19 protein-coding genes are annotated in these 23,278 nt (G+C 68.0%); 5 read left to right on the top strand and 14 right to left on the bottom strand.

Features of this window, described 5'->3' with window-relative positions; all coding sequences use genetic code 11:
• Positions 1-46: 46 nt before the first annotated feature.
• The 7 genes from era to rpoZ all read right to left on the bottom strand — a co-directional run bounded on the left by era (position 47) and on the right by rpoZ (position 6,666).
• Positions 47-1,009 (bottom strand): GTPase Era, encoded by a 963-nt coding sequence (gene era, locus ACEQX1_RS12795; protein WP_370193943.1) that lies wholly within the window; start codon positions 1,007-1,009, stop codon positions 47-49.
• The gene (gene rnc, locus ACEQX1_RS12790) at positions 1,006-1,728 is read right to left on the bottom strand and encodes a ribonuclease III (RefSeq protein WP_029702499.1); all 723 of its coding nucleotides are present in this window, start codon (positions 1,726-1,728) and stop codon (positions 1,006-1,008) included. The genes era and rnc overlap by 4 nt, the downstream gene beginning before the upstream one ends.
• Positions 1,716-2,450: a signal peptidase I gene (lepB, locus tag ACEQX1_RS12785; RefSeq protein WP_228238813.1), complete on the bottom strand. Its 735-nt coding sequence runs from the start codon at positions 2,448-2,450 to the stop codon at positions 1,716-1,718. Before lepB ends, rnc begins: the two co-directional genes overlap by 13 nt.
• 141 nt (positions 2,451-2,591) lie before the next feature.
• Entirely contained in the window at positions 2,592-3,194 is a 603-nt protein-coding gene (locus ACEQX1_RS12780) for a DUF2062 domain-containing protein (protein ID WP_370193941.1), read from the bottom strand.
• Positions 3,195-3,297: 103 nt separating this feature from the next.
• Complete coding sequence (pyrE, locus tag ACEQX1_RS12775; RefSeq protein WP_187392230.1) at positions 3,298-3,876, bottom strand: orotate phosphoribosyltransferase; 579 nt, start codon at positions 3,874-3,876, stop codon at positions 3,298-3,300.
• 57 nt (positions 3,877-3,933) lie between these two features.
• The gene (locus tag ACEQX1_RS12770; protein WP_188077277.1) at positions 3,934-6,150 is read right to left on the bottom strand and encodes a bifunctional (p)ppGpp synthetase/guanosine-3',5'-bis(diphosphate) 3'-pyrophosphohydrolase; all 2,217 of its coding nucleotides are present in this window, start codon (positions 6,148-6,150) and stop codon (positions 3,934-3,936) included.
• Between the two features lie 111 nt (positions 6,151-6,261).
• A complete protein-coding gene (gene rpoZ / locus ACEQX1_RS12765; RefSeq protein ID WP_370196891.1) occupies positions 6,262-6,666 on the bottom strand; it encodes a DNA-directed RNA polymerase subunit omega in 405 nt (134 codons plus the stop codon).
• Positions 6,667-6,936: 270 nt separating this feature from the next.
• Here rpoZ and ACEQX1_RS12760 point away from each other — a divergent pair, with 270 nt between their 5' ends.
• Positions 6,937-7,542 (top strand): NYN domain-containing protein, encoded by a 606-nt coding sequence (locus tag ACEQX1_RS12760; protein ID WP_187392228.1) that lies wholly within the window; start codon positions 6,937-6,939, stop codon positions 7,540-7,542.
• A gap of 46 nt (positions 7,543-7,588) precedes the next feature.
• A complete protein-coding gene (locus tag ACEQX1_RS12755) occupies positions 7,589-8,260 on the top strand; it encodes a uracil-DNA glycosylase (protein ID WP_370196890.1) in 672 nt (223 codons plus the stop codon).
• Between the two features lie 3 nt (positions 8,261-8,263).
• On the opposite strand, the gene ACEQX1_RS12750 is transcribed toward ACEQX1_RS12755, so the two are convergent.
• The 3 genes from ACEQX1_RS12750 to dapA form a co-directional block, all read right to left on the bottom strand.
• Positions 8,264-8,824 (bottom strand): peroxiredoxin, encoded by a 561-nt coding sequence (locus ACEQX1_RS12750; protein ID WP_370196889.1) that lies wholly within the window; start codon positions 8,822-8,824, stop codon positions 8,264-8,266.
• Positions 8,825-8,840: 16 nt separating this feature from the next.
• Entirely contained in the window at positions 8,841-9,314 is a 474-nt protein-coding gene (smpB, locus tag ACEQX1_RS12745) for an SsrA-binding protein SmpB (RefSeq protein ID WP_009208946.1), read from the bottom strand.
• 89 nt (positions 9,315-9,403) lie between these two features.
• Positions 9,404-10,285, bottom strand: a complete 882-nt coding sequence (dapA, locus tag ACEQX1_RS12740; RefSeq protein WP_009208945.1) for a 4-hydroxy-tetrahydrodipicolinate synthase — start codon at positions 10,283-10,285, stop codon at positions 9,404-9,406.
• Positions 10,286-10,660: 375 nt separating this feature from the next.
• Between dapA and ACEQX1_RS12735 the strand changes: the two genes are divergently transcribed.
• Positions 10,661-12,841, top strand: a complete 2,181-nt coding sequence (locus tag ACEQX1_RS12735) for a lytic transglycosylase domain-containing protein (RefSeq protein ID WP_370196888.1) — start codon at positions 10,661-10,663, stop codon at positions 12,839-12,841.
• 40 nt (positions 12,842-12,881) lie between these two features.
• Here ACEQX1_RS12735 and ACEQX1_RS12730 read toward each other — a convergent pair whose 3' ends face one another.
• From ACEQX1_RS12730 to ACEQX1_RS12715, 4 genes are all read right to left on the bottom strand, one after another.
• The gene (locus tag ACEQX1_RS12730; RefSeq protein WP_370196887.1) at positions 12,882-13,853 is read right to left on the bottom strand and encodes a hypothetical protein; all 972 of its coding nucleotides are present in this window, start codon (positions 13,851-13,853) and stop codon (positions 12,882-12,884) included.
• A gap of 476 nt (positions 13,854-14,329) precedes the next feature.
• Complete coding sequence (locus ACEQX1_RS12725; protein WP_024348687.1) at positions 14,330-15,559, bottom strand: porin; 1,230 nt, start codon at positions 15,557-15,559, stop codon at positions 14,330-14,332.
• Between the two features lie 398 nt (positions 15,560-15,957).
• Positions 15,958-18,606 (bottom strand): AAA family ATPase, encoded by a 2,649-nt coding sequence (locus ACEQX1_RS12720; RefSeq protein WP_370194931.1) that lies wholly within the window; start codon positions 18,604-18,606, stop codon positions 15,958-15,960.
• Between the two features lie 3 nt (positions 18,607-18,609).
• Positions 18,610-19,758, bottom strand: coding sequence for an exonuclease SbcCD subunit D (locus ACEQX1_RS12715; protein WP_370196886.1), 1,149 nt, complete (start codon positions 19,756-19,758; stop codon positions 18,610-18,612).
• Between the two features lie 224 nt (positions 19,759-19,982).
• On the opposite strand from ACEQX1_RS12715, the gene ACEQX1_RS12710 reads away from it, so the two are divergent.
• A complete protein-coding gene (locus ACEQX1_RS12710; protein ID WP_370196885.1) occupies positions 19,983-20,948 on the top strand; it encodes a Ku protein in 966 nt (321 codons plus the stop codon).
• Positions 20,949-20,960: 12 nt separating this feature from the next.
• The coding region (gene ligD, locus ACEQX1_RS12705) for a DNA ligase D (protein ID WP_370196884.1) at positions 20,961-23,278 on the top strand (2,318 nt) is incomplete at its 3' end.

Here is a 23,278-nt window from a genome sequence, read left to right as displayed (position 1 = left end):
GCACTCCGGACCGATCCGCCGCGACGGCGGTGACGGCCGCAGGCGGTCAACTGGAATAGTCCAGCCCCATCTCGCGGTAGCGCTCGGGATCGTCGCCCCAATTGCCGCGCACCTTCACGAACAGGAACAGATGCACCTTCTGGTCAGCCGCCTCGGTGATCTCCTTGCGGGCCGCCGAACCGATCGCCTTGATGGTCTCGCCATTGTGGCCGATCACGATGCGCTTCTGGCTGTCGCGCTCGACATAGATGGTCTGCTCGATCCGCACAGAGCCGTCCTGGCGCGTCTCCCACAGCTCGGTCTCCACATGCGAGCTGTAGGGCAGTTCCTGATGCAGGCGCAGATACAGCTTCTCGCGGGTGATCTCGGCGGCGAGCTGGCGCAGCGGCAGGTCGGTGATCTGGTCTTCCGGATAGTACCAGGGCCCTTCCGGCAACGCCTTCGCCAGATAGTCCATCAGGTCGCCGCAGCCCGAGCCGTTCAGCGCCGAGATCATGAAGATCTCATCGAAGGCGACGCCGCGCTCGGTGATCTCTTGGGTCAGGCCCAGCAGCCGGTCGCGGCGCATCTGGTCGACCTTGTTGAGCAGCAGGACCTTGGGCTGCTTCACATCCTTGAGGCGTTCGAGAATGGTCTCGACCTCCTCGTTGATGCCGCGGTCGGCGTCGATGATCGCCAGGACGATGTCGGCGTCGCGGGCGCCGCTCCAGGCGGTGCGCACCATCGCCCGGTCGAGCCGGCGCTTCGGCGCGAAGACGCCGGGCGTGTCGACGAAGACGATCTGCGTGCGATCGCGCATGGCGATGCCGCGCACCAGGGCGCGGGTGGTCTGCACCTTGTGGGTGACGATCGACACCTTGGTGCCGACGAGCTGGTTGACCAGCGTCGACTTGCCGGCGTTGGGGGCGCCCAGCAGCGCCACGAAGCCCGAGCGCGTCGGTCCTTCTGCGGCGGGTGTCGCGCCCGTCTCGGTCGCGTCGATGCCGGTCGTGTTGTCGTCTTCGGTCAATTGTCGTCCTTCCAGACGGATTCGCGAATGAGCACCGCCGTGGCGGCCTCCTGTTCGGCAATGCGGCGGGACCGGCCCTGCCCGTCCGCGGGAGCAACGTCCGGGATTGAGACCCGCACGGTGAACAGTGGATCATGGTCGGGGCCGGAGCGCTCGACGATCTCGTATTGCGGCGTCACGGGCCCGCGCGTATGCGCCCATTCCTGCAGCGCCGTCTTGGCATCGCGGCGTGCGGCGACACTCTTGCCGAGCCGCCCGCCCCAGTAGCGCACGATGAAGTCGCGCGCTGTATCGAGCCCCTCACCCAGATAGATAGCCGCGATCAGCGATTCCACCAGATCGGCGCGAATGCTCTTGGTGCGATCGCTCTTCAGCTTCTTCAGGTCGCCGCCATGGCGGACGAACTCGTAGAGACCCAGCTCGTCGGCGATCTCGGCGCAGGTATCGGCGCTGACCAGCGAATTCAGCCGCAGCGACAGCTCGCCCTCGTCGGCACCGGGAAACATGTCGAACAGCTTTTCGGCGACGACGAGGCCGAGCACCCGGTCGCCGAGAAATTCCAGCCGCTCGTAGCTGCGTTCGCCCTCGCCCTTGCCGCCCTTGCTGGAGCGCAGGCTCGAATGGGTCAGCGCCCGCTCGAACCGCGCCTTTTCATGGAACGTGATGCCGATCCGGCGTTCGAGCTCCTCGAGCGGCTTGTCCGCCTTCAGCCGAGCCATGTCAGGATGCGGCCCGGCCGCAGGTCGGTCGGCCATTTCCAGATTTCCAGCGGGGACACGTCGCCCTCCACGGAGAAGAAGATCACCTGGGCCTTGCCGACGAGGTTCTCGAACGGCACGTAGCCGACGTCGAAGCGGCTATCCAGCGAGTTGTCGCGATTGTCGCCCATCATGAAGTAATGCCCCTCGGGCACCACGAATTCGCGGGTGTTGTCGCCGGCCGAATTCGGGCTGAGGTCGAGCGTCATGTAGCTGACGCCGTTCGGCAGCGTCTCGCGATAGCGCGGCACCGGCGTGCCGTCCTCGGCGACGAAATCCTCGACCTTCTCGCGCTCGACCGGCTTGCCGTTGATCGACAGGACGCCGTCGACCACCTGGATGCGGTCGCCCGGCAGGCCGACCAGCCGCTTGATGTAGTCGACGTCTTCCTCGCGCGGCTTGCGGAACACCACCACGTCGCCGCGATCGGGCTGCGAGGCCATGACCCGGCCGTCGAACAGCGGCGGCGACAGCGGCATCGAATATTGCGAGAAGCCGTAGCTCCATTTCGACACGAAGAGATAGTCGCCCACGAGCAGCGTCGGCATCATCGAACCCGACGGAATCGAGAACGGCTGGAACAGGAACGTGCGGATGACGAGGGCGAGCAGGAGCGCCTGCACGATCACCTTGAGGGTCTCGCCGATCCCCCCGGATTCCCTACGTTCGGCCTTCTCGACCATGCTTCGCCTTTCGTCGCCCCATCGCAGCGCGGCAAAGCCGCCCGCGCCTTCTACCGGCTCGCTCCGACAGGAGCAATCCGCTCTGCGTCAAACTTCGCGGCGCCCAAACGCGCGCCCCGTCGCCCTCGTCGCGGCGGCCTGTCAGGCCGCCCGTCCGGCGTCGCCACCCGCGGCATCCGGGTCGCGCAGACCGCGCGGCGGCCGTCCGGCGATGATCTGTCGGGCGCGGCGCCGCTGGAAGCTGCGCGCCGTGAAGAACACCAGCGCGTAGCTGGCCAGCCCGGCGATCAGGCCCAGCGGCAGGCAGCCGACCAGCATCGGCTTCACCACCGGATCCCAGATGGCGATGAAATCCATGTGGCCGAGGGCCGTACCCAGTCCTTCGGGCGATTTCTCGTGCACCGGCGGCGCATGCAGCATGAACTGGCCGGTTTCGTAGGTGATGCCCCAGATCAGCGGGAAGGTCAGCGGATTGCCGGCCGCCGTGCCCAGCGCCGCGGCTGCCATGTTGCCGGCGATGACATAGGCGATGGCGAAGGCCAGCAGGAAGTGGAAGCCGATGAAGGGCGTGAACGAGGAGGCGACGCCTGCCGCCACCCCGGCCGCGATGGCATGCGGCGTCGCGTTCAGCCGCAGCACCCGCTTGCGCAGATAGCGGAAGGAGCGGCGGAACGAGCGGCGCGGCCACAGGATCGTGCGGATCCGCTCTGCTAGATTCTCCGGCTGGCGCCGCCTGAACAACATTCCGGTCGCATTCCCCAATCCGCGTCAGATCGCGGCGATCAGTCTTGCCTGCGCCCGGTGCGGAAGGGCCGCACGGTCACTGGCGATGGTCCCGCCCGGTCGGCTACAGGTTGCGGCTACCCGGCTTGACCGGCGGAATTGCGGCCAGTTCCGGCGGCAGGGCGTCGGCCGGATAGGCCGGCACCTCGTATTCGGCCAGCGCGATCAGCGGCACGCCGACATCGACCTTGCCGGCCGAGCGGTCGATGATGCAGGCCGCCGCCAGCACCTCGGCGCCCAGCCCGCGCAGGCATTCCACGGTCTCGCGGATCGACAGGCCCGTGGTGACGATGTCCTCGACGATGACCACGCGGTCGCCGGGAGAGATCTCGAATCTCCGCAGCCGGAACACGCCGTTCTCGCGCTCTACCCAGATCGCCGGCGCGCCGAGATGGCGGGAGGTCTCATAGGCCGGGATGAGCCCGCCGATGGCCGGGCCGACGACATAGTCCGGCGCCGGCGACACCTCTTCCCGAATACGCTCGGCCAGCGCCTTGCACAGCCGCTCGGTCAGATGCGGATGCATGAACACCCGGGCCTTCTGCAGGAAGACCGGACTGCGCAGCCCCGAGGTCAGGATGAAGTGGCCTTCCAGATAGGCGCCGGCCTCGCGGAATATCGCGAGCACTTCCTCACTGGTCATGAACAGGTCTCCTCGGCTGCTGTTGCAGCGGTTCGATACGCTGGCTGGCCGCCCGGCTCAACCGTTGACCCGCACGACTTCCGAGACGCAGGGCTTGGCGCGGAGCTGACGCAGGGTCTGGGTCAGGTGCTGGACGTCCCAGACTTCCAGTTCCAGCACCATCTTGGTGAAGTCCGGCGCCGTGTTGACCATCGTCAGATTGTGGATGTTGGCGTCGTTGGCGGCGACCGTCTCGGCGATCTCGGCCAGCGAACCCGGCTCGTTGATCGCCGAGATCATGATGCGGGCCGGAAAGCGCTCGTTCATCGCCTCGTCGATGTCCCAGCGCACGTCGATCCAGCGGTCCGGCTCGTCGTCGAAGGCGATCAGCGCCGGCGACTGGATCGGATAGATGGTGATCCCCTTGCCCGGCTCGATGATGCCGACGATGCGGTCGCCCGGCACCGCGCCGTCCGGGCCGAAGCTCACAGGCATGTCGTCGCCGGCGCCGCGGATGGGAATCGCCTTGCCGCCCTTCTTCGACTTCTTGGAGCGGCCGGGCACCCGGAAGATCATGCCGGCGGCAGTGCGCAGATTGACCCAGCCGTCCTCTTCCCGGTGCGGCGACTTGCGGGTGACGCGGCTGTCCTGGAAATCCGGATAGGCCGCCCGCACGACGTCCGCCGAGTTCAGCTCGCCGCGGCCCACGGCCGCCAGCGCGTCCTCGACCTCGCGCTGGCCGAGCTTGGCCAGAAGCGGCTTCAGCGCATCGCGCGAGAAAGTCTTGCCCGAGCGCGCGAAGGTGCGTTCGAGGATCTGCTGGCCAAGGCCGGAATATTGCCGGCGGATGGCGGCGCGATTGGCCCGGCGGATCGCCGAGCGCGCCTTGCCGGTCACCGCCAGGTTCTCCCAGGCCTGGGGCGGCGTCGCGCCCTTGGCCCGGATGATCTCGACCTCGTCGCCATTCGACAATTCGGTGACCACCGGCATGATCCGGCCGTCGATCTTGGCGCCGACGCAGCTGTCGCCGACATCGGTATGCACCGCATAGGCGAAATCGATCGGCGTCGCGCCACGCGGCAGCGCGATCAGCCGGCCCTTGGGCGTGAAGCAGAAGACCTGGTCCTGGAAGAGCTCGAGCTTGGTGTGCTCCAGGAACTCCTCGGGATTGTCGCCTTCTGCCAGAAGCTCGATGGTGCGCCGCAGCCAGCCATAGGCGTTGGAATCCTTGGACAGGTGGACGCGCTGGTCGCCGTCGCCCTCCATGTCCTTGTAGAGCGTGTGGGCGGCGACGCCGTATTCGGCGACCTCGTGCATCCGGCGGGTGCGGATCTGCAGTTCGACGCGCTGGCGCGACGGGCCGACGATGGTGGTGTGGATCGAGCGGTAGTCGTTCTGCTTCGGGGTCGAGATGTAGTCCTTGAACCGGCCCGGCACCATCGCCCAGCTGCGGTGGACGATGCCCAGCGTGCGATAGCACTCCTCCTCGGTCTCCACGATCACCCGGAAGCCGAAGATGTCGGAGAGCTGCTCCAGCGACAGCGCCTTGCGCTGCATCTTGGAGAACACCGAATAGGGCTTCTTCTGCCGGCCGCTGACCGTCGCCACGATGCCGTTCTCGCGCAGGCGGTCGGTCAGGTCCGTCTCGATGCTGGCGATCCGCGCCGCATGGCGCTGGTTCAGCTCTTCGAGGCGCGCCGAGATCGTCTCGTAGGCTTCCAGATTGACATGCCGGAACGCCAGATCCTCGAGCTCCTCGCGCATGTCGTGCATGCCCATGCGCCCGGCGAGCGGCGCATAGATGTCCATGGTCTCCTGCGAGATGCGGGCCCGCTTTTCCGGCGCCATGTGGCCGAGGGTGCGCATGTTGTGCAGGCGGTCGGCCAGCTTGACCAGGAGGACGCGGATGTCGTCGGCGATGGCCAGGAGCAGCTTGCGCAGGTTCTCTGCCTGCGCCGCCTTCTTGGAGACGAGGTCGAGGCGCTTTAGCTTGGTCAGGCCCTCGACGAGCTGGCCGATCTTGGGGCCGAAATGCTGGTCGATCTCCTTGCGGGTGGCGTCGGTGTCCTCGATCGTGTCGTGCAGCAGCGCGACGGCGACGGTCGCCTCGTCGAGATGCATGTCGGTGAGGATCGCCGCGACCTCCAGCGGATGCGAGAAATACGGATCGCCGCTCGCACGCTTTTGCGCGCCATGCTTCTGCATGGCGTAGACATAGGCTCGGTTGAGGAGCGCTTCATCGAGATCGGGCTTGTAGGCCGCCACCTTCTCGACGAGTTCATATTGCCGCATCATGGGATTGGGGATCGGGTCCGCAAAGAGAAAGGGGCGCGCCGTCAACGACGGCACGCCCCTCAATATAAGACTGTGAGGCCGCCGACCGAAAGTGCCGGCATTCCCAAAAGCTTAATAATCGTCGGTCTTTTCCGGCGGGACCAGGCCCTCGATGCCGGAGAGGAGCTCTTCCTCGGACATCCGGTCGAAGGAAACCGGCTCGTCGTCGCCGGCATCGGCGGTGGCAGCGATGCTGCGGGTCTCGGCCGGGGCCGAGGCGGGCTGCGGTGCCGGCTCCGGCTCGTCGACCTCGACATGCTTCTGCAGCGAGTGGATCAGGTCTTCCTTGAGATCGCCGGGCGACAGGGTCTCGTCGGCGATCTCGCGCAGCGCGACCACCGGGTTCTTGTCGTTGTCGCGATCGATGGTGATCGGCTGACCCTGGGAGATCTGCCGGGCGCGATGGCTGGCGAGCAGGACCAGCTCGAACCGATTGTCGACCTTATCGACGCAATCTTCTACGGTGACGCGGGCCATGCCTGTCTCCTGAGTATCTGAAATTCGAAGAGATGAACGCGTCGCATATACCGTTTGTGGGCGTACGGCAAGGGTCGGACGCTGCGCTATCCCCTGCCCTCGTTGACAGCGCCGCGGCGGCCAGAATAAGCGAAGCGCAACTCACCGGCCTTCGCCGACCGGCGCCGACGCCGGCCTGAAACGGCCGGCCCGCAGACCCTCGTGCCGCCTGCGCTCATCCTGTCGAGCCTGCGGATGCGTGCCCTCCCTCATGCGAGAAAGCAGCCATCCATGTTCGATCAACGCGAAAAGATCGCTCTCTTCATCGACGGGGCCAATCTCTATGCGGCCTCGCGCGGGCTGGGCTTCGACATCGACTACAAGAAGATGCTGCGCAGCTTCGAGGCCCGCGGCTATCTCCTGCGCGCCTATTATTACACCGCCCTCGTCGAGGACAACGAATACTCCTCGATCCGGCCGCTGATCGACTGGCTGGACTACAATGGCTACCGCGTCGTCACCAAGCCGGCCCGGGAGTTCACCGATGCCAGCGGCCGCCGCCGGATCAAGGGCAACATGGACATCGAGCTCGCCGTCGACGCGATGGAGCTGGTCGACACCGTCGACCATTTCGTCCTGTTCTCCGGCGACGGCGACTTCCGCTCGCTGGTCGCGGCCCTGCAGCGCAAGGGGCGCAAGGTGTCGGTTGTCTCGACGCTCACCAGTTCGCCGCCGATGATCTCCGACGATCTGCGGCGCCAGGCCGACCATTTCATCGAGCTGGCGAGCCTCAAGGCCGAGATCGGCCGCGACCCGGCCGAGCGCGAGGCGCGGATCGCCCGCCGCATCGAGGCCGAGGAAGCCGCCGCGGCCGTCGAAGAGGACGACGACTATTGAGCGCCGCCATCGCGCCGCGCCGTCCGTCGACGCTTCGGATCGAAGAATGAGTTCAACGCGCGCGCCCGAAAACCTGCCGGCAGAGCCCTCTCGCGATTGCCCGCTCTGCCCGCGGCTCGTCGCATTCCGCGAGGAATGGCGGGCAAAGGAGCCCGACTGGCACAATGCCCCGGTGCCGCCCCTGCTGCCGCCAGAGGGGGCCGGCGCGGTGCGGCTGCTGATCGCCGGTCTGGCGCCGGGACTGCGCGGCGCCAATCGCACCGGCCGGCCATTCACCGGCGACTATGCCGGCGACCTCCTCTACGCGACGCTGGCGCGCTACGGCTTTGCCAATGATCGCTTCGCCGCCCGCACCGATGACGGGCTCGAACTGATCGACACGGCGATCGTCAACGCCGTGCGCTGCGTGCCGCCACAGAACAAGCCGGTCGGCGCCGAGATCAACACCTGCCGGCAGTTCTTCTCCGGACGGATGGCGACCTTTCCGAAGCTCGCGGCGGTCGTGACCTTGGGCCGCATCGCCCATGACTCGACGGTCCGCGCGCTGGGCGAACGCCCATCAGTGGCACCCTTCGGGCACAACGCCCATCACATGGTCGGCGGCATCGCCGTGTTCTCGAGCTATCACTGCTCGCGCTACAACACGAATACCGGCCGGCTGACCGAGGCGATGTTCCACGACGTGTTCGAGAATGCGGCGGCGTTCCTGAAGCGCTGAAGGTCAGCGCCCGGCGGACAGCCAGGCGACGACATCGGCCGCGTTCCGATCGGGCGGGAACACCGGGTAAAACACCTTGTCGATGCGCCCGTCGGTGACGACCATCGCCATGCGCTTCAGATACAGCCCGCCGTCGAGTTCGAAGAACGGAAGGTCGAGGGCGCGGCGCAGGTCTCCCGCGGCATCCGACAGAAGCGGATAGGGCAGATGCAGCCGTTCGGCTGCCTCGCGCTGCTCTTCGGTCGTCTGGGTGGACAGGCCGAACACCTGTGCGACGCCGAGCGCCTGCAATTCGGCATGATGGTCGCGGAAGCTGCAGCTCTGGGGCGTGCAGCCGCGTGCGCCGGGAAAGTCGTTCCAACCTTCGGGCAGCGCCGCATCCGGCCGTCCGGTCATCGGATAGACATAGAGGACGAGCCGGCCGGGCAGACGCGACAGGTCGACCTCTGTCCCGTCCGTTGCCGGCAGCGGCACCGCCGGAAGGCGCACACCTTCCAGGTGGGCGGCCCCGCCGTCGTCGGTCGGCGGCGTCAGATCGTCCGGCAGTCTCGACACGTCGACCATCCGCCTCTCCCCCGGCTCAGGCTTCCTTCAGGATCCGCTGCTTCTGGCGGTTCCAGTCGCGTTCCTTCATGGTCTGCCGCTTGTCGGGCGCGTTCTTGCCGCGCGCCAGCGCCAGCTGCAGCTTGGCCACGCCGCGATCGTTGAAGTAGATGCGCAGCGGCACCAGCGTCATGCCGTCCTTCTGGATCGCGCTCGCCAGCCGGCTGAGCTGGGTGCGATGCACGAGGATCTTCCGCCGCCGCTTCGGCACATGGTTGAAGCGGTTGGCCTGCAGATATTCCGGCAGGTTGGAGTTGATCAGCCAGAGCTCGCCGCCCTCTTCGCTGGCGTAGGACTCGGCGATCGACGCCCGCCCCTCGCGCAGCGACTTCACCTCGGTCCCGGTCAGGACAAGGCCGGCCTCCAGCGTGTCGAGGATCTCGTAATTGAAGCGGGCCTTGCGGTTCTCCGCCGCAACGTTCGAGCCTGCCGATTTCTTCTTCTTCGCCATTCAAACCTCGCGCGCGGCCCGGCCGCGCTCCTCTCGCCCCATGATATAGGGGCGAGACGGCATGGTTTCGACCGTCGTAAGACGGCAGATCAGCCGATCAGGCCGGCATGCTTCAGCGCCGCGTCGATCGTGCGCTCGGTGGATTCGTCGATCGGCACCAGCGGCGAGCGCAGGCGGTTGCCCAGCTTGCCGAGCTTCGACAGGGCGTATTTCACGCCGGTCGGGTTCGGCTCGATGAACAGCGCCTTGTGCAGCGGCATCAGCTTGTCCTGGATCTCCAGGGCCTTGGCGTAGTCGCCGGCAAGGCAGGCCGACTGGAATTCGGCGCCCAGCTTCGGCGCGACATTCGCCGTCACCGAGATGCAGCCCTGGCCGCCATGGGCGTTGAAGCCGAGCGCCGAGGCGTCCTCGCCGGACAGCTGCAGGAAGTCGGGGCCGCAGGTGATCCGCTGCTCCGACACGCGCTCGACGCGGCTGGTCGCGTCCTTGACGCCGATGATGTTGGAGAAATCCGCCGCCAGCCGGCCCATCGTCTCCGGCGTCATGTCGATGACCGAGCGCCCGGGAATGTTGTAGATGATGATCGGCAGCGACACCGACCGGGCGATGGCGGCGTAATGGGCGTAGAGGCCCTTCTGGTTCGGCTTGTTGTAATAGGGCGTGACGACGAGAAGCCCGTCGGCGCCGGCCTTTTCGGCGAACTGCGCGAGTTCGATCGCCTCGACCGTGTTGTTCGAGCCGGCACCCGCCACAACCGGCACCCGGCCGCGCGTCGTCTCGATGCAGATCTCGACGATGCGCTTGTGCTCGCCATGGGTCAGCGTCGGGCTCTCGCCCGTCGTGCCGACGGGCACCAGACCGTGCGAGCCCTCGCCGATCTGCCATTCGACGAAGGCCGCGAACGTCGCCTCGTCCAGCGATCCGTCTTCGGCGAACGGCGTCACCAACGCCGGCAGCGAACCCTTGAACATGCTCTCTCTTTCTCCCCACATGCCGGACGCATCGAACGGCGGCACGCACTTCGTCTCGTGAATGTCATTTGGCCGACGACCGTCGCCCGCTGGACCACCCGAAGATGGCGTGCCGGAAGCTGCGATCGGTCCGGGATCGCGGCACCATATTGAAGCGGTCGGGGCGAAACAAGCAGCGCCCGGAGGCGGTCCCGCCCGAAGCCTCGTGACTGTTGCCGGTAACGGCGCTTTAATCGTGGTCGTGAGAGATTTGCAAACCATTCCGGCAATCCGCCATGCCCCGATCGCGACGATCACAGGCAGCGGCGATTGCGAGCGGAAATGGCGGGGCCAGGCAGTCCATCTGCCTTGGTCCGGACGTCCAGAAGGTTGGCCATGACAGCACAGAATCTTGCGCAGCGGCTCGTGATTGCAGCGGTGATCTCCGCCATGACGGCCACGTCCACACTGGCCCAGGAGGCCGTGTTGCCCCTGCTCGGCCCGTTGCCGACGTCGCGTCCCGCCGTCCATGCGGCCGGCGTCCCGATGGATCCGTGGCGCTTTGGCCGAACGGTCACCGCGCGCCAGAACCCGGCCCTCGCCCAGGCCGCCCCCGCGGCGACCCCGGCCGGCGCCAGCGCCTTCACCGCCTCGATCGCGGCGATGACCCCGCGCCTCGGTTCGGTGCAGCCGATGCGCGGCGAGTTGAAGGACGGCCTGCAGGCGCTCTCCGACCGCAATGCCCAGAAGGCCCGTGCCATCCGCGAGGGCATGGTGCCCGGCTCGCTCGACCGCCACATCCTCTCTTGGGCGATCGGCCTGACCGGCGGCAAGGACGTTCCGGCCGCCGAGATCGCCCGCACCGCCACCGAGCTCGCCAGCTGGCCCGGCACCAAGACGCTGCGGATCAACAGCGAGAAGGCGCTCTATCGCGAGCAGTTGCCGGCGGGCGAAGTGATCCGCGCCTTCGGCAACGGCAAACCGGAAAGCCCCGAGGGCGCGATGGCGCTCGCCCGTGCCTATCTGGCCGCCGGCGACGCCGGCCGCGCCAAGGCGCTGGTGTCGCGGGTCTGGCGCGAGGAACGTCTCGACAAGGATGTCGAGCGCCAGTTCCTGGCGAATTTCCAGTCACTTCTGTCGCGGGCCGACCACAAGCGCCGCATGGACATGCTGCTCTATGCCGAGCGCGTGACCGATGCCGGGCGCGTCGTCGGCATGGCCGGCGCCAAGGCGCTCTATGCCGCCCGCGCCGCGGTGATCCGCAACGAGGGCAATGCCGCCAAGCTGTTGTCGGCGGTGCCGAAGGCCGAGCGCGCCGATCCCGGCTACCGCCTCGCGCTGATCGAGTACAACCGCAAGCACGACAAGGTCGAGGAAGCCGCGCAGCTCCTCATCGACGCCCCGCGCGATGTCGATGCGCTGGTCGATCCCGACGCCTGGTGGAACGAGCGCCGCATCGTTGCCCGCGATCTCCTCGATCTCGGCAAGCCGAAGCTCGCCTATCGCGTCGCCGCCATGCATCTGGCCGAAAGCCCCCAGGAACAGGTCGAGGCCGAGTTCCACGCCGGCTGGATCGCCATGCGCTTCCTCAACGACCCGGTGACGGCGCAGCGCCATTTCGCCCAGATCGTCCAGATCTCCAGCATGCCGCTGTCCCTGTCGCGCGGCTATTACTGGCTGGGTCGTTCGGCGGAAGCCGGCGCCTCGGGCTCGGCGGCCAGCTATTACGCCAAGGCCGCGCATTATCCGGCGACCTATTACGGCCAGCTCGCGGCGGCGCGCCTCGGCCGCAAGCCCGAAGCGATCAGCTTCCCCCGCCCGAGCGACGCCGAACGCCGCCGCTTCGAGCAGCGCGAGGCGGTCCGCGCGATCCGGCGACTGGAGGAGATCGGCTCCGACTGGCGCGCCGATAGCCTCTATCGCGCCCTTGCGGACGAACTGGAGAGCCCCGGCGAACTCGCGCTTCTGTCAGTCATGGCAGAGCGACGCGGCGACCATCATCTGGTGCTGCAGGTCGGCAAGCTCGCCTATTGGCGCGGCATCGATGCCCCTGCCCTCGCCTTCCCGATCGGCGTGATCCCGGCGAGCGCCAACATCTCGGCGGCGGGCAAGGCGCTGGCCTATGCCATCGCGCGGCAGGAGAGCGCCTTCAACCCGAAGGCCCGGTCATCGGCCGGCGCACTCGGCCTGCTGCAGCTCATGCCGAACACCGCCAAGAGCGTCGCCCGCAAGGTGGGCGTCAGCTATTCGCCGGACCGGCTGACCAGCGACCCCGGCTACAACGCCACTCTCGGCGCGCATTTTCTCGGCGAGCAGATCGCCGATTTCGGCGGCTCCTACGTGCTGACCTTCGCCGCCTACAATGCCGGCCCGCGGCGCGCCCGCGAATGGATCGAACGGTTCGGCGACCCGCGCGGCAAGCCGCTCGACCAGGTCGTCGACTGGGTCGAGCGCATTCCCTACACCGAGACCCGCAACTACGTGCAGCGGATCATGGAGAATTACGGGGTTTACAAGATGCGCCTCGGCGCCGGCTTCGACATCGAGCGCGACCTGCGCTTCGGCCGCGGCGGCTGACCGCCGCCGCTTGAAGCCCTGACACGGCGGGCGCCCGGCCTCAGCCGGCCGCCTTGCCCTGTGACAGGGCACGGGCCTGTTCGACCCAGGCCTCCCGGCCGATCCGGCCGCTGAAGCCAATCGCCGCTTCGATCGCCGCGATCTCGCTCTCGCCGAGTGCCGCGATCTGGTCGAAGCGGAAGATGCCCTGCTCGAACAGGAGACGCTCCACCGTCGGGCCGATCCCCTTGATCTGCGTGAGGTCGTCCGGCGCCCGCGCGCCCTCTCCGGTGTCGGTCACAGACGCATCGGCGGCTGCGGCAGCAGGCGCCGCCTCGACGCCCGCATCCCCTTCGCCCGAATTGGCTGAACCTTCGGCGTCCGGGTCCTGCTCCATGTCCGCGCTCGCCGGCGCGCCGCGCAACGGCGCCGGCCCTCCGGCCGTGCGGAACGCGGCGACATAGGTCCCGTCATCGGCGGGCACCGGCGTCAGGGCCGGCGGCACGGCACTGACGTCCTCGACCATCCCGGGCGCTGCATCGCCGCCATCGAGATTGGCATAATCCACCGTCCGGAAATCCTGGTCGAAACGCTCGGAACGGTGCTTCACCGCCAACGGGTCGGCCGGTATGCCTTCGCGATCGGCGAGATCGGGCGTCGGCGCATCGGGATGCGGCCCGGAGAACGCGATCCGTTCGCCGGGAAGCTGCGGCATGGGATCGGGAATGCGCCCGGCCTCGCCACCGCGGATCACCTCCGCGGCGACTACGCTGCCGCCGAAATTCGAGAACACACCCGACTGGCTGGGTTCGGCTGGTCGTCTCTGGTCCGGCGGCGGCGGGCTCCAGGTCGAATGCATGCGCCGCTGACGCGCGCGATCCTCAGCGATCGCCGCCCGGTCCTGCGACAATCGGGTGTAGTCCACCGAGCGGAAATTGCGGTCGAAGGGCGCGGCCCGGTGCTTGACGGCGAGCGGGTCTTCCGGCGGGACCGGTGCCGCAGATTTTGGCGCGGCGGCAGGCTTCGCCGCCACCTCTGCCTTCGCGGAGTCTGCGCCCGCTCCGTTCGATGCGGACGGCACGTCCTGACCGGCAACGTCCTGCGAGTCGGTCTCGGGCGGAGCAGGAGCAGGCCTCGCCGCAGCATTGTCGACGGCCTCGGCCCCGTCCATGCGCGCGGGGGCTGGTGTTTCAGCAGCTTGGGAGGTCTTGTCGTCCCTGGGCCCTCGGCTCCCTGCCCGGCCGCTGTCGCCGCGAAGAAGGCGGGACAGTCGGGTGAGACCTGCGGTCGTGGCGGCAAGCACGATCAACTTGCCAAGGAAGGACGTCATCTGGCCGGCTCCGCAGTCGATGAAGATGCGGGACTAGCTAGTGGGAGTGTGCAGCGCGGCAACCGCCGGTCGGCAGGACCGTCGATCCGCCGGACGGACGTCTTGCGGTGACAGTCACGGCCACAAACAAAAAGAGCCCGGCGCGAACGCCGGGCTCTCTAGACGATATGTCTGCTCTATTAGAAGGAGCGGACGAAGCGGAGGAAGCCCGCCGTCTGGTCGATCGAGTTGTCAGCGAAGCCGTTGTCGCCGTTGAAGTCGAGGTTGGCGTAGGAGATCTCAGCCAGCATGTCGAAGTTGTTGGTGATCTCGTAGCCGACGTTACCGACCAGCTTGTAGTAGTCGCCGTTGCCACGGTTCGTGAAGGCGGTGGCAGTGGTGAAGCCGTAGGTGTCGAAGGTCTCACCGTAGACGCCGGACACGGCGATGCCGAGCTTGCCGAACTGCTGAGCGTAACCAGCACCGATCTGCCACTCGACCGGCAGGGTACCGGTGAACAGGTCGATCTGCGTGCCGAGCGTAGCGGCATTCGAGAACAGGCCGATCGTGGAGTAGCTCGACGGGTCGAAGGCGTAGGAACCCTCGATCTTCAGCTCGGAGTCGGCAGCGATCAGGTCCGTGAGGGACAGACCGGCCTTCAGAGCGAAAGCACCATCGTCTTCGCGCGGATCGAAGCCGACGACGAACGGTGCGAAGGACGCACGGTTGATCAGGCCCGTAGCGAAGTCGACTTCCTCGTCGTACGAACCGGCGAGGTAGATCGAGCCCCAGCCACCGGCATAGGCCAGGCGACCAACGACGTCCGGAGCAAAGTCGCCCGTGCCATCGTCTTCGAGCGACAGAGCGGCGGTAAAGCCGTTTGCAGCGTAGGTGTAGGAGACGCGGTTGGTCTGGTAGTCACCGACCGGCAGGTCCGTATCCGTCAGCAGGCCGTCGCCTTCGGTCCAGAGGCTGTCCAGGTAACCCATGGTCAGGCCACCGAGCTGGATGAAGCCCATGTCCATGCGGTAGTTGGCGTCGTTGCTGTAGGCGCCGAAGGCGTTCTGAGCCTGGACGCGAGCGAAGGCGCGCAGGGTGCCGAGCTCGGTCTCTTCACGAGCGTCGAAGTTCAGGCGGACGCGGACGGCGGAGCCGGCCTGGTAGTTGTCGCCTTCGAGGTTCGTGAGGTAGTCGTTGCCGAAGTCGTCCTCGATGCCGCCAGCGACGTTGTACTGGAAGCGTACGTAGCCGTTGATCGACAGGCAGGTCTCGGTGCCCGGGATGTAGTAGAAGCCCGTGCCGTAAACGTCGCAAACGCGAACGTAGTCGACCGGCTCCGGAGCAACCGGCATAATGACGTCCGCAGCGCGGGCGCCGGAGACTGCGACGAGAGCCGCAGCGGAGCCGAGAAGAAGGCTCTTAATGTTCATGTCCTGACCTCCAGTCATTTTTTATAGGTTAGGGTTGGGCCTTATACGAAGGACAGCCTTCCCTGCCCCATCCCCTGTGCGAAAGTCCGAAGCGAATGCCCCCTCGATCTCTCTGTGGCGACAATATCCACCAGCGTTCTGGATGCAATCGCCTAAATGCCACATTGGGGCTTCTGGGGTGCTTTGGACACACCCCTGTTGCGGGGATGCCACTTTTTCATTCACCACTTGTTAAGAATCGCCGGTTTGCAGGGGTTTGCGGCCGCCGCTGACGGCCTTCGCCCGGAGCCTTGCCGGGCCCCGGACCGCGCGGAACAGGCCCTCCAAACGGCTTTTGCCCCTTCGAGGCCCGAAATGCGGCGCGGGTGATTCCCGCCCCGAAGCAGCCGTCCAGCGGGTCAGAGTCGGAAGATCGGCGCCCCGAGATCGCGGAAGTCCCGCTCGCGGCAGGTCAGGACGATGATCTGCAGATCCTCCGCCGCCTTCTGCAGGACGAGATGCATCCGCTCCAGGCGCTTCTCGTCCGTATTGACCAGCGCATCGTCGAGGATCACCGCGGCCGGATGCCCGCCCTTCTTCAGGACGTGGGCGAGCGCGATGCGGGTGACGACGGCGACCTGTTCCCGCGCGCCCGCCGACAGGCGGCGGAAATCTTCCGCGACGCCGGCCCGGTGCAGGCTGCGGATTTCCAGCGTGGTGTCGTCGAGCTCAATCTCGGTGCCGGGATGGATCAGCTTCAGATAGGGCGCGACCTGGGTCTTGATCGGCCCCAGCCAATGTTCGCGCGCCTCGCGCTGGGCGCCGATCAGCGTGGTGTGCAGCAGGCGCGAGGCGTCGGCTTCGAGCCTGAGGCGCGAAAGCCGCGTCTCCAGCGTGCCGATCTCGCCCTCGAGACGGGCGATCTCCTCGCCGAGGCCGGTGGCGCCCTGGGCCCGCAGCTCGCCTTCCAGCGTCAGCGCTTCGTCCTTCAGCGCCGCCATGTCGCGGCGGATCGATTCGAGCGCCTTCCTGCGTGTCGTCAGGGTGAGGCGCACCGTCTCCGGATCGGCATTGTCGCGTTCGCGCTGGCGCATCGCCGCAACGGCGGCCTTGGCCGAACGCTCCAGCTCCGCCGCCGCCAGATCCTCGGCCAGCGCCGTGCGCGGCCGCACGGCTTCGGCTTCGGCGAGTTCGCGGCGCAACCGATCGGCCTCGGCCCGCCGGAACCCGGCCTCCGATTCTGCCGCGGCGATCCGGGCGAGACTGCCGGATGCCGCACGACGCACCTGCTCCAGTTCGGCGCTGGCGGCATCGAGGCGCCGCCGCGCTTCCTGGCGGATCTGCCGGATGCGCTCGCCGTCGGCCGCAAGCGGCCCGGCGCCATCTCCCGCGGCCTCCGGCGACAGGGCTGCGCGCCGGGCAAGGTCTGCCCGCAATTCCTCCAGCGCCGAGACTGCCGTCGCCACGCCCTCGGGCAGAAGCGCCGTGAGCTGCCGGGTCAGCGCGGCCGCCTCGATCCGGCGCTCTTCGGCGACCCGGGCACGGGCGCGCGCCGCGTCGGTCGATTCGACGCCGAAGCGTTTCATGAGCGCCGCCCGCTCGGCCGCCGCCGCTTCGCTGTCATGGCGCAGGGTCTCGGCGTCGCCGCCGGGCTCCACCACGATCCGGCCGAAGCCGTCGAGCGTGAAGCCGGTCGGGACCGTCACCCGGACGGCGGTGCCGGGCGCCACGACCTGCCCGGCCGGGTCGGTGACGCCGGCGCCACCGTCGGGCTCGAACCGGATGGTCGGCGCGGCCACCGACAGGCGGACCGCGGCATCGCGCACCCGCTGGTCGGCCGCATCGAGGGCCTTGATCGCAGCCGCGTCGATCGCCGGCGCGCCGTCGGGCCGGCGCAGTTCGGCGAGGCGCGCATCCAGCGTCCGGCCTTCCGTCAGGCGGCGCTCCAGCGCGGCGATCTCGTCGGTCAGGCGCTTCACCTCGGCGCGCGAACGCTGCGCCTCGTCGGCGGCGTCGGCCTGTTCGGCGGCCAGCCGCGCGGCCTCGCGCGCCGCTTCCGCCCGCTCCAGCCCGGCCCGCTCCTCGACGCCGGCCGCCCGCAACTCGTCGAGCGTGGCCGCACTCTCCCCGGCCACCCGCGCCGCCTCGGCAACCGTCGCCATCAGCTTGTCGCGCTGGGACAGGCGCTCGGCCGCCGCGTCACGCCGCGCCAGCGCATGCTGCACGTCGCGCTCGGCCTCGCCGCATTCCCGGTCGAGATTTTCGGCGCGGACCGCCGCCGCTTCGGCCGCTTCCAGCGCCTGCTCGGCCATCGGCAGTGCGGCGTCGCGCTCATAGGCGCGCAGCTTGCGCCGCCGCTCCTCCAGCCGGTCGAGCCGGTCCTGGAAGTCGCGCCAGAGCGCCGTCTTGGCGGACAGCTCGTCGCGCAGCTCCGCCAGACGCTCTTCCGTCTCGCGCACCGGCGATGAGCGGGCGACCTTCAGCGTCTCGGTAAAGAAGCGGTCCTGCAGCGCCTTGGCGCTGGCGATCAGGCTGCGCCCGCGCTCGCCGCCGAGAATCTGCCCGACCTCGCCTTCCAGCGAAGCCGTCACCGCGTCGCGACCGACACCGACGTCGAGACCGCCGGTCGAACGCCCCTGCTCGACCCACAAAAGCCCGAAGGCGCCCTGGTGCTTGTCGAGCTTCGGCTCGCCCGCGCCCGGATGGGTGAAGCGGAACAGCTCGGCGAGATGCTCCTCCACCGCGTCGCCCGAGAGCTTGCCGCCGGCCCAGACGAGCTCGGCCGCCGGCCGCTGCAGGAACGCCTTGGTCAGCGTGTAGCTCGTCCCGTCGATCTCGAAACCGACCTCGACCTCGGGCCGCGCCTGGCGGTCATAGGGTCCGAGCGCCTTCACCGCCTCACCGCCGGCCCGGTGCTTCTGGAAGAAGGCGGCGCGCAGCGCGGTCAAGAGCGTCGACTTGCCGGCCTCGTTGTCGCCGACGATGACGTTGAGGCCCGGCTCGATCAGTGGCAGCTCGGCCGAGCGGATGCCCGCGAAATCGGTGAGGCGAAGCGACTTCAGATACATGGCTCAGCCCTTTGCCGTGCCGGAGCCGTCGGCCGCGGTGCCTAAGAGCCGGCGGTGCTCGACATAGGCCATGCGCAGCGCCAGCTGCGCGGCGGCGCGCTCGGGGTCCTGCGGATCGGCTGCCCGTTCGCGCAGCCGGTCGATGGCCACGCGCACGAAGCCGCCGACATCGATCAGGTCGAGATCCTCCGCGTCCGGCTCGTCGATCAGCCCGGCGTCGCGCAGCCGCAGATCGAAGAGCCGCGCCGACCACTCGTCCAATGCCGCGTCCAGCCGCACCCGCTCGCGCAGCGGCAGGCTGCCTGTCAGGGTCAGGTCGAGCAGCGTCTCGCCGGGACGGGTCAGTTCCGCCAGCGCCGCGTCGAGGCCGTCGATCGCACCGTCGAGCCTGAGTTCCATCGCGCGCCAGTCGAAGCGGGCGGTGCGCACCCGCTCGATGCGCGGCGCCGCGCCCGGCGCGTCGATCTCGACGATCGCCACATGGCCGGGCTCGTTGGCCGGATAGCGGTCCGGCTCGGGCGTACCGGCATAGACCGTGCGCGGCGCGATCTCGACGAAGCCGTGCCAGTCGCCGAGCGCCAGATAGTCGAGCCGCGCCCGCTCGGTGCGGTCGTCGGCGATCGGATTGCCGGATTCGGCCTTGGCCGGCAGCCGGTTGGCGACCGAGCCGTGGGCCAGCCCGATGCGCACGGCGCCGGCGGGCGTCTCGGCGTGGTCGAACCAGGCCGTCAGATCGGCGCCCTCGTGGCGGCGGGTCAGCGGCGCCGGCAGGATCACCGCCGCGCCGTCCTTCAGATCGATCGGCTCCGGCCGGTCGGCAATGACCACCGCAGCCTGGCCGCTGCGCCGGCGCAGCCGCGTCCAGACGGATTCGCTCAAGGCCGCGTCGTGATTGCCCGGCAGCATGATCCATGAGCCGGAAAAGCCCGCCATCGCCTCCAGCGTCCGGTGCAGATCGCGATCGGACACCGTGTTGTCGTCGAAGGCGTCGCCCGCCACCAGCACCGCGTCGCAGCCGCGCGCCTGCGCCAGCGCGGCGATCCGCGCGACCACGGCGAAACGCTCGGCCCGCAGCTCGCCGCGGCGGTCCGGCTCGAACTGGCCGAAGGGCTTTCCGACCTGCCAGTCGGCGGTATGGAGAATCCGGATCAAGGGCTTGGCGCGGTTGGTTGAATCGAAGGGCGAGGATGGCGTTCGCAGGACGTGCTGCCCGAGTGCCGGCCGATACGCAAGGTTGCGGCGGCACAGCCCGTGTCCATCAACCACTTTTCGCCGTGCGCCAACGCGCGCAGGGCGACGGGGTGACTCAACGGGAACGAGTCGCCGCCCGCGTCCGTTCTACCGGCGCGGCAGTCTGTCTTGTCTGGAGTATATGCATGGCGCCTCGTCCCATCTGGAAAGGCCAGATCCGGCTTTCCCTCGTCTCGATCCCGGTCGAAATGTTCTCGGCGACACAATCCGGCGCCTCGATCAGCTTCCGCCAGATCCATCGCGAGAGCGGCAAGCGCATCCATTACGACAAGGTGGTGGAGGGCATCGGCCCGGTCGACAAGGACGAGATCGTCAAGGGCTACGAGGTCGGCAAGGACGACTACGTGCTGCTCACCGACGAGGAGATCGAGGACGTCAAGATCGAGACCAAGAAGACGCTGGAGCTCGTCCAGTTCGTCGACACCTGCTCGATCCCGCCGCTCTATTTCGACAAGCCCTATTACGTCGTGCCCCAGGACGAGCTCGCCGAGGACGCCTTCCGCGTCGTGCGCGACGCCTTGCGCCAGGCCAAGAAGACCGGGCTCGGCCAGCTCTCGCTGCGCGGCAAGGAATATCTCGTGGCGCTGCGCCCCTGCGGCACCGGCCTGCTGCTGGAGACGCTTCATTACGAGGACGAGATCCGCAAGTCCGATACGATCTTCTCCGACATCTCCGACGCGGAGACCGACGGCGATCTCCTCGACGTCGCGACCCAGCTCATCGAGAAGAAGACCGCCCCCTTCGACGCCTCGAACTTCAAGAACCACTACACCGCGGCCCTCAAGGCGCTGATTGCCGAGAAGCGCAAGAAGGGCGGCAAGGCCCGCGTCACCGTCGAGGACGACGAACCGGCACCGGCCAGCAAGGGCAGCAATGTCGTCGACCTGATGGCCACCCTGAAGAAGAGCCTCGAAGGTGGCGGCGGCGAGAGCGGCGAGAAGAAGAGCGCCTCCAAGTCCGGCGCATCGTCCGCACGGGGCAGCAAGGCCAAGACCACCGCCAAGTCGCGCAGCACCAAGGCGAGCGGCAGCAAATCGACGAAGTCCGGCTCGGATGCGAAGGCCTCCACCAGCCGGCGCAAGAGCGCCTGACGGGTCGCGGTCATGGCAGCAAAGAGCGACGCCCTGCTCGAAACCTACCGGCAGAAGCGCGACTTCGCCAAGACGCGCGAGCCCAGCGGCTCGGAGGCGGAGAAGATCGCCGGCGACGGCCTGTTCTTCTGCGTCCAGAAGCATGACGCGACGCGGCTTCACTACGATTTCCGCATCGAGTGGGAAGGCGTCCTGAAGAGCTGGGCGGTCACCAAGGGGCCCAGCCTCGACCCCGCCGACAAGCGCCTCGCGGTCCGCACCGAAGACCATCCGATGGATTACGGCACCTTCGAGGGCACGATCCCGAAGGGCGAATATGGCGGCGGCACGGTGATGCTCTGGGACCAGGGGACCTGGGAGCCGCTGGAGGATCCCGACAAGGGCTTCGCCAAGGGCAGCCTCAAGATGCATCTCGAAGGCGAGCGCATGCGCGGCAACTGGGCGCTCGTGCGGATGAAGCCGCGAAACGGCGAGAAGCGCGAGAACTGGCTGCTGATCAAGGAGAAGGACGAGGCGGTCGATCGCCGGCGCAATCTCCTGAAGGCCGACAAGAGCGTCAAGACCGGGCGCAGCATGGCCGCCATCGCCAAGGGCGACGACGTCTGGGACACCGACCGCACGGCCGACGACGAGAGCGAGGATACCACCGGCAAGAAGAGCAAGGCGTCCTCGACCGAGGCAAAGACCGCCGCGAAGGACAAGAAGCCGTCGGCCAAGCCCGCCAAGGGCAAGGCGGGCAAGCCGTTGCCGATGCCGGCCTTCTCCCCGCCACAGCTCGCCACCCTTGTCGACACGGCCCCGGCCGGGCGCGACTGGGTCCACGAGATGAAATATGACGGCTACCGCGTGCTGATCGCCATCGGCGACGGCAAGGTGACCTGCTGGACTCGCAACGAACAGGACTGGACCGAGCGCTTCACCGGCATCGCCGAGGCCGCCGCGACCCTGAACTGCCGCAGCGCGCTGATCGACGGCGAAGTGGTGGCTTTCGACGCCGAGGGCGGCACCGATTTCTCCACCCTCCAGAAGCATCTGTCGGAGGGCGGCCCCCTCTCCTGCTTCTGTTTCGACCTCCTGCATCTCGATGGCGAGGATCTGCGCGATGAGCCGCTGACCGACCGCAAGGCGGCGCTGCGCGATCTTCTCGACGGGCACGAGACCCAGACGCTGCTCTACAGCGAGCACATCACCGGCAGCGGCGAATCCGTCTTCAAGAAGGTCTGCGCCTCCGGCCATGAGGGCATCATCGCCAAGCGCGCCGACGCGCCCTATCGCGGCGGCCGCTCGCGCTCTTGGCTGAAGGTGAAATGCACCCGCCGGCAGGAATTCGTCATCGGCGGCTGGAAACCGTCGGACAAGAAGAGCCGGCCGTTCTCCTCGATCCTGCTCGGCGTGATGGACGGCGACACGCTGGTCTATCGCGGCCGCGTCGGGTCGGGCTTCGACGAGGAGGCCATGGCCGATCTGAAGTCCCGCTTCGCCGATCTGGCGCGCAAGACCTCGCCCTTCGCCGAACTCGCCTCCGATGTGAAGCGCGCTGCCCGCTTCGTCACCCCGACGCTGGTGGCCGAGATCGAGTTCGCCGAGATCACCGCCGACGGTTCGATCCGCCACGGCGTCTTCAAGGGACTGCGCGAGGACAAGGAGGCCGGGGACGTGACCGACGAGCGACCGACATCCGCTCCGGCGTCGGGGCGCAAGGGCGGCAAGCCCGCCGCGAAGGCGACGCCGTCGCCGCAGAGCACCGGCGCTGCGCCCGATCGGGTGGCCGACGTTCGGCTGACCCATCCCGGGCGCGTCGTCTTCGAGGGCCAGGGCGTCACCAAGGGCGACCTTGCTCTCTATTACGAGAAGATCGCCGACCGCATGCTGGCCCATGCCGGCAACCGGCCGCTGTCGCTGGTCCGCTGCCCGCAGGGCGGCGACAAGCGCTGCTTCTTCCAGAAGCACGACAGCGGCGGCTTTCCCGACGCGGTCGAAACCGTCGCCGTCACCGAGAAGGATGGCAGCAAGGCCGACTATCTCACCGTCGGGAGCGCCGCCGGCCTCGTCGGTGCGGTGCAGATGAACACGCTCGAATTCCACATCTGGGGCGCCCACAACGACAGGCTGGAAAAGCCCGACCGGCTGGTCTTCGACCTCGATCCCGACGAGGGCCTCGATTTCGGCGATGTGAAACAGGCCGCCTTCGACCTGCGCGACAGCCTCGCCGATCTCGGCCTGACGACCTTCGCCATGGTCACCGGTGGCAAGGGCGTCCACGTCATCGCGCCGCTGGAGCGCCGCCAGGGCTGGGACGATCTGAAAGGCTTCGCCCGCGGTTTTGCCCA

Origin of the sequence: Aurantimonas sp., assembly GCF_964217435.1 — a bacterium.
In the GTDB taxonomy this organism is placed as follows: Bacteria; Pseudomonadota; Alphaproteobacteria; order Rhizobiales; family Rhizobiaceae; genus Aurantimonas; species Aurantimonas coralicida.
The sequence above is the reverse complement of the archived record's forward strand: the minus strand, read 5'-3'. Positions and strand labels throughout refer to the sequence as shown.

Coding starts and splice junctions, on each gene's coding strand:
- ACEQX1_RS12735 (WP_370196888.1), top strand. CDS start 10,661: ATGACAGCACAGAATCTTGCGCAGCGGCTCGTGATTGCAGCGGTGATC.
- ACEQX1_RS12780 (WP_370193941.1), bottom strand. CDS start 3,194: ATGTTGTTCAGGCGGCGCCAGCCGGAGAATCTAGCAGAGCGGATCCGC.
- lepB (WP_228238813.1), bottom strand. CDS start 2,450: ATGGTCGAGAAGGCCGAACGTAGGGAATCCGGGGGGATCGGCGAGACC.
- ACEQX1_RS12710 (WP_370196885.1), top strand. CDS start 19,983: ATGGCGCCTCGTCCCATCTGGAAAGGCCAGATCCGGCTTTCCCTCGTC.
- smpB (WP_009208946.1), bottom strand. CDS start 9,314: ATGGCGAAGAAGAAGAAATCGGCAGGCTCGAACGTTGCGGCGGAGAAC.
- ACEQX1_RS12760 (WP_187392228.1), top strand. CDS start 6,937: ATGTTCGATCAACGCGAAAAGATCGCTCTCTTCATCGACGGGGCCAAT.
- ACEQX1_RS12755 (WP_370196890.1), top strand. CDS start 7,589: ATGAGTTCAACGCGCGCGCCCGAAAACCTGCCGGCAGAGCCCTCTCGC.
- rnc (WP_029702499.1), bottom strand. CDS start 1,728: ATGGCTCGGCTGAAGGCGGACAAGCCGCTCGAGGAGCTCGAACGCCGG.
- pyrE (WP_187392230.1), bottom strand. CDS start 3,876: ATGACCAGTGAGGAAGTGCTCGCGATATTCCGCGAGGCCGGCGCCTAT.
- ACEQX1_RS12725 (WP_024348687.1), bottom strand. CDS start 15,559: ATGAACATTAAGAGCCTTCTTCTCGGCTCCGCTGCGGCTCTCGTCGCA.
- rpoZ (WP_370196891.1), bottom strand. CDS start 6,666: ATGGCCCGCGTCACCGTAGAAGATTGCGTCGATAAGGTCGACAATCGG.
- ACEQX1_RS12750 (WP_370196889.1), bottom strand. CDS start 8,824: ATGGTCGACGTGTCGAGACTGCCGGACGATCTGACGCCGCCGACCGAC.
- ACEQX1_RS12770 (WP_188077277.1), bottom strand. CDS start 6,150: ATGATGCGGCAATATGAACTCGTCGAGAAGGTGGCGGCCTACAAGCCC.
- dapA (WP_009208945.1), bottom strand. CDS start 10,285: ATGTTCAAGGGTTCGCTGCCGGCGTTGGTGACGCCGTTCGCCGAAGAC.
- ACEQX1_RS12720 (WP_370194931.1), bottom strand. CDS start 18,606: ATGTATCTGAAGTCGCTTCGCCTCACCGATTTCGCGGGCATCCGCTCG.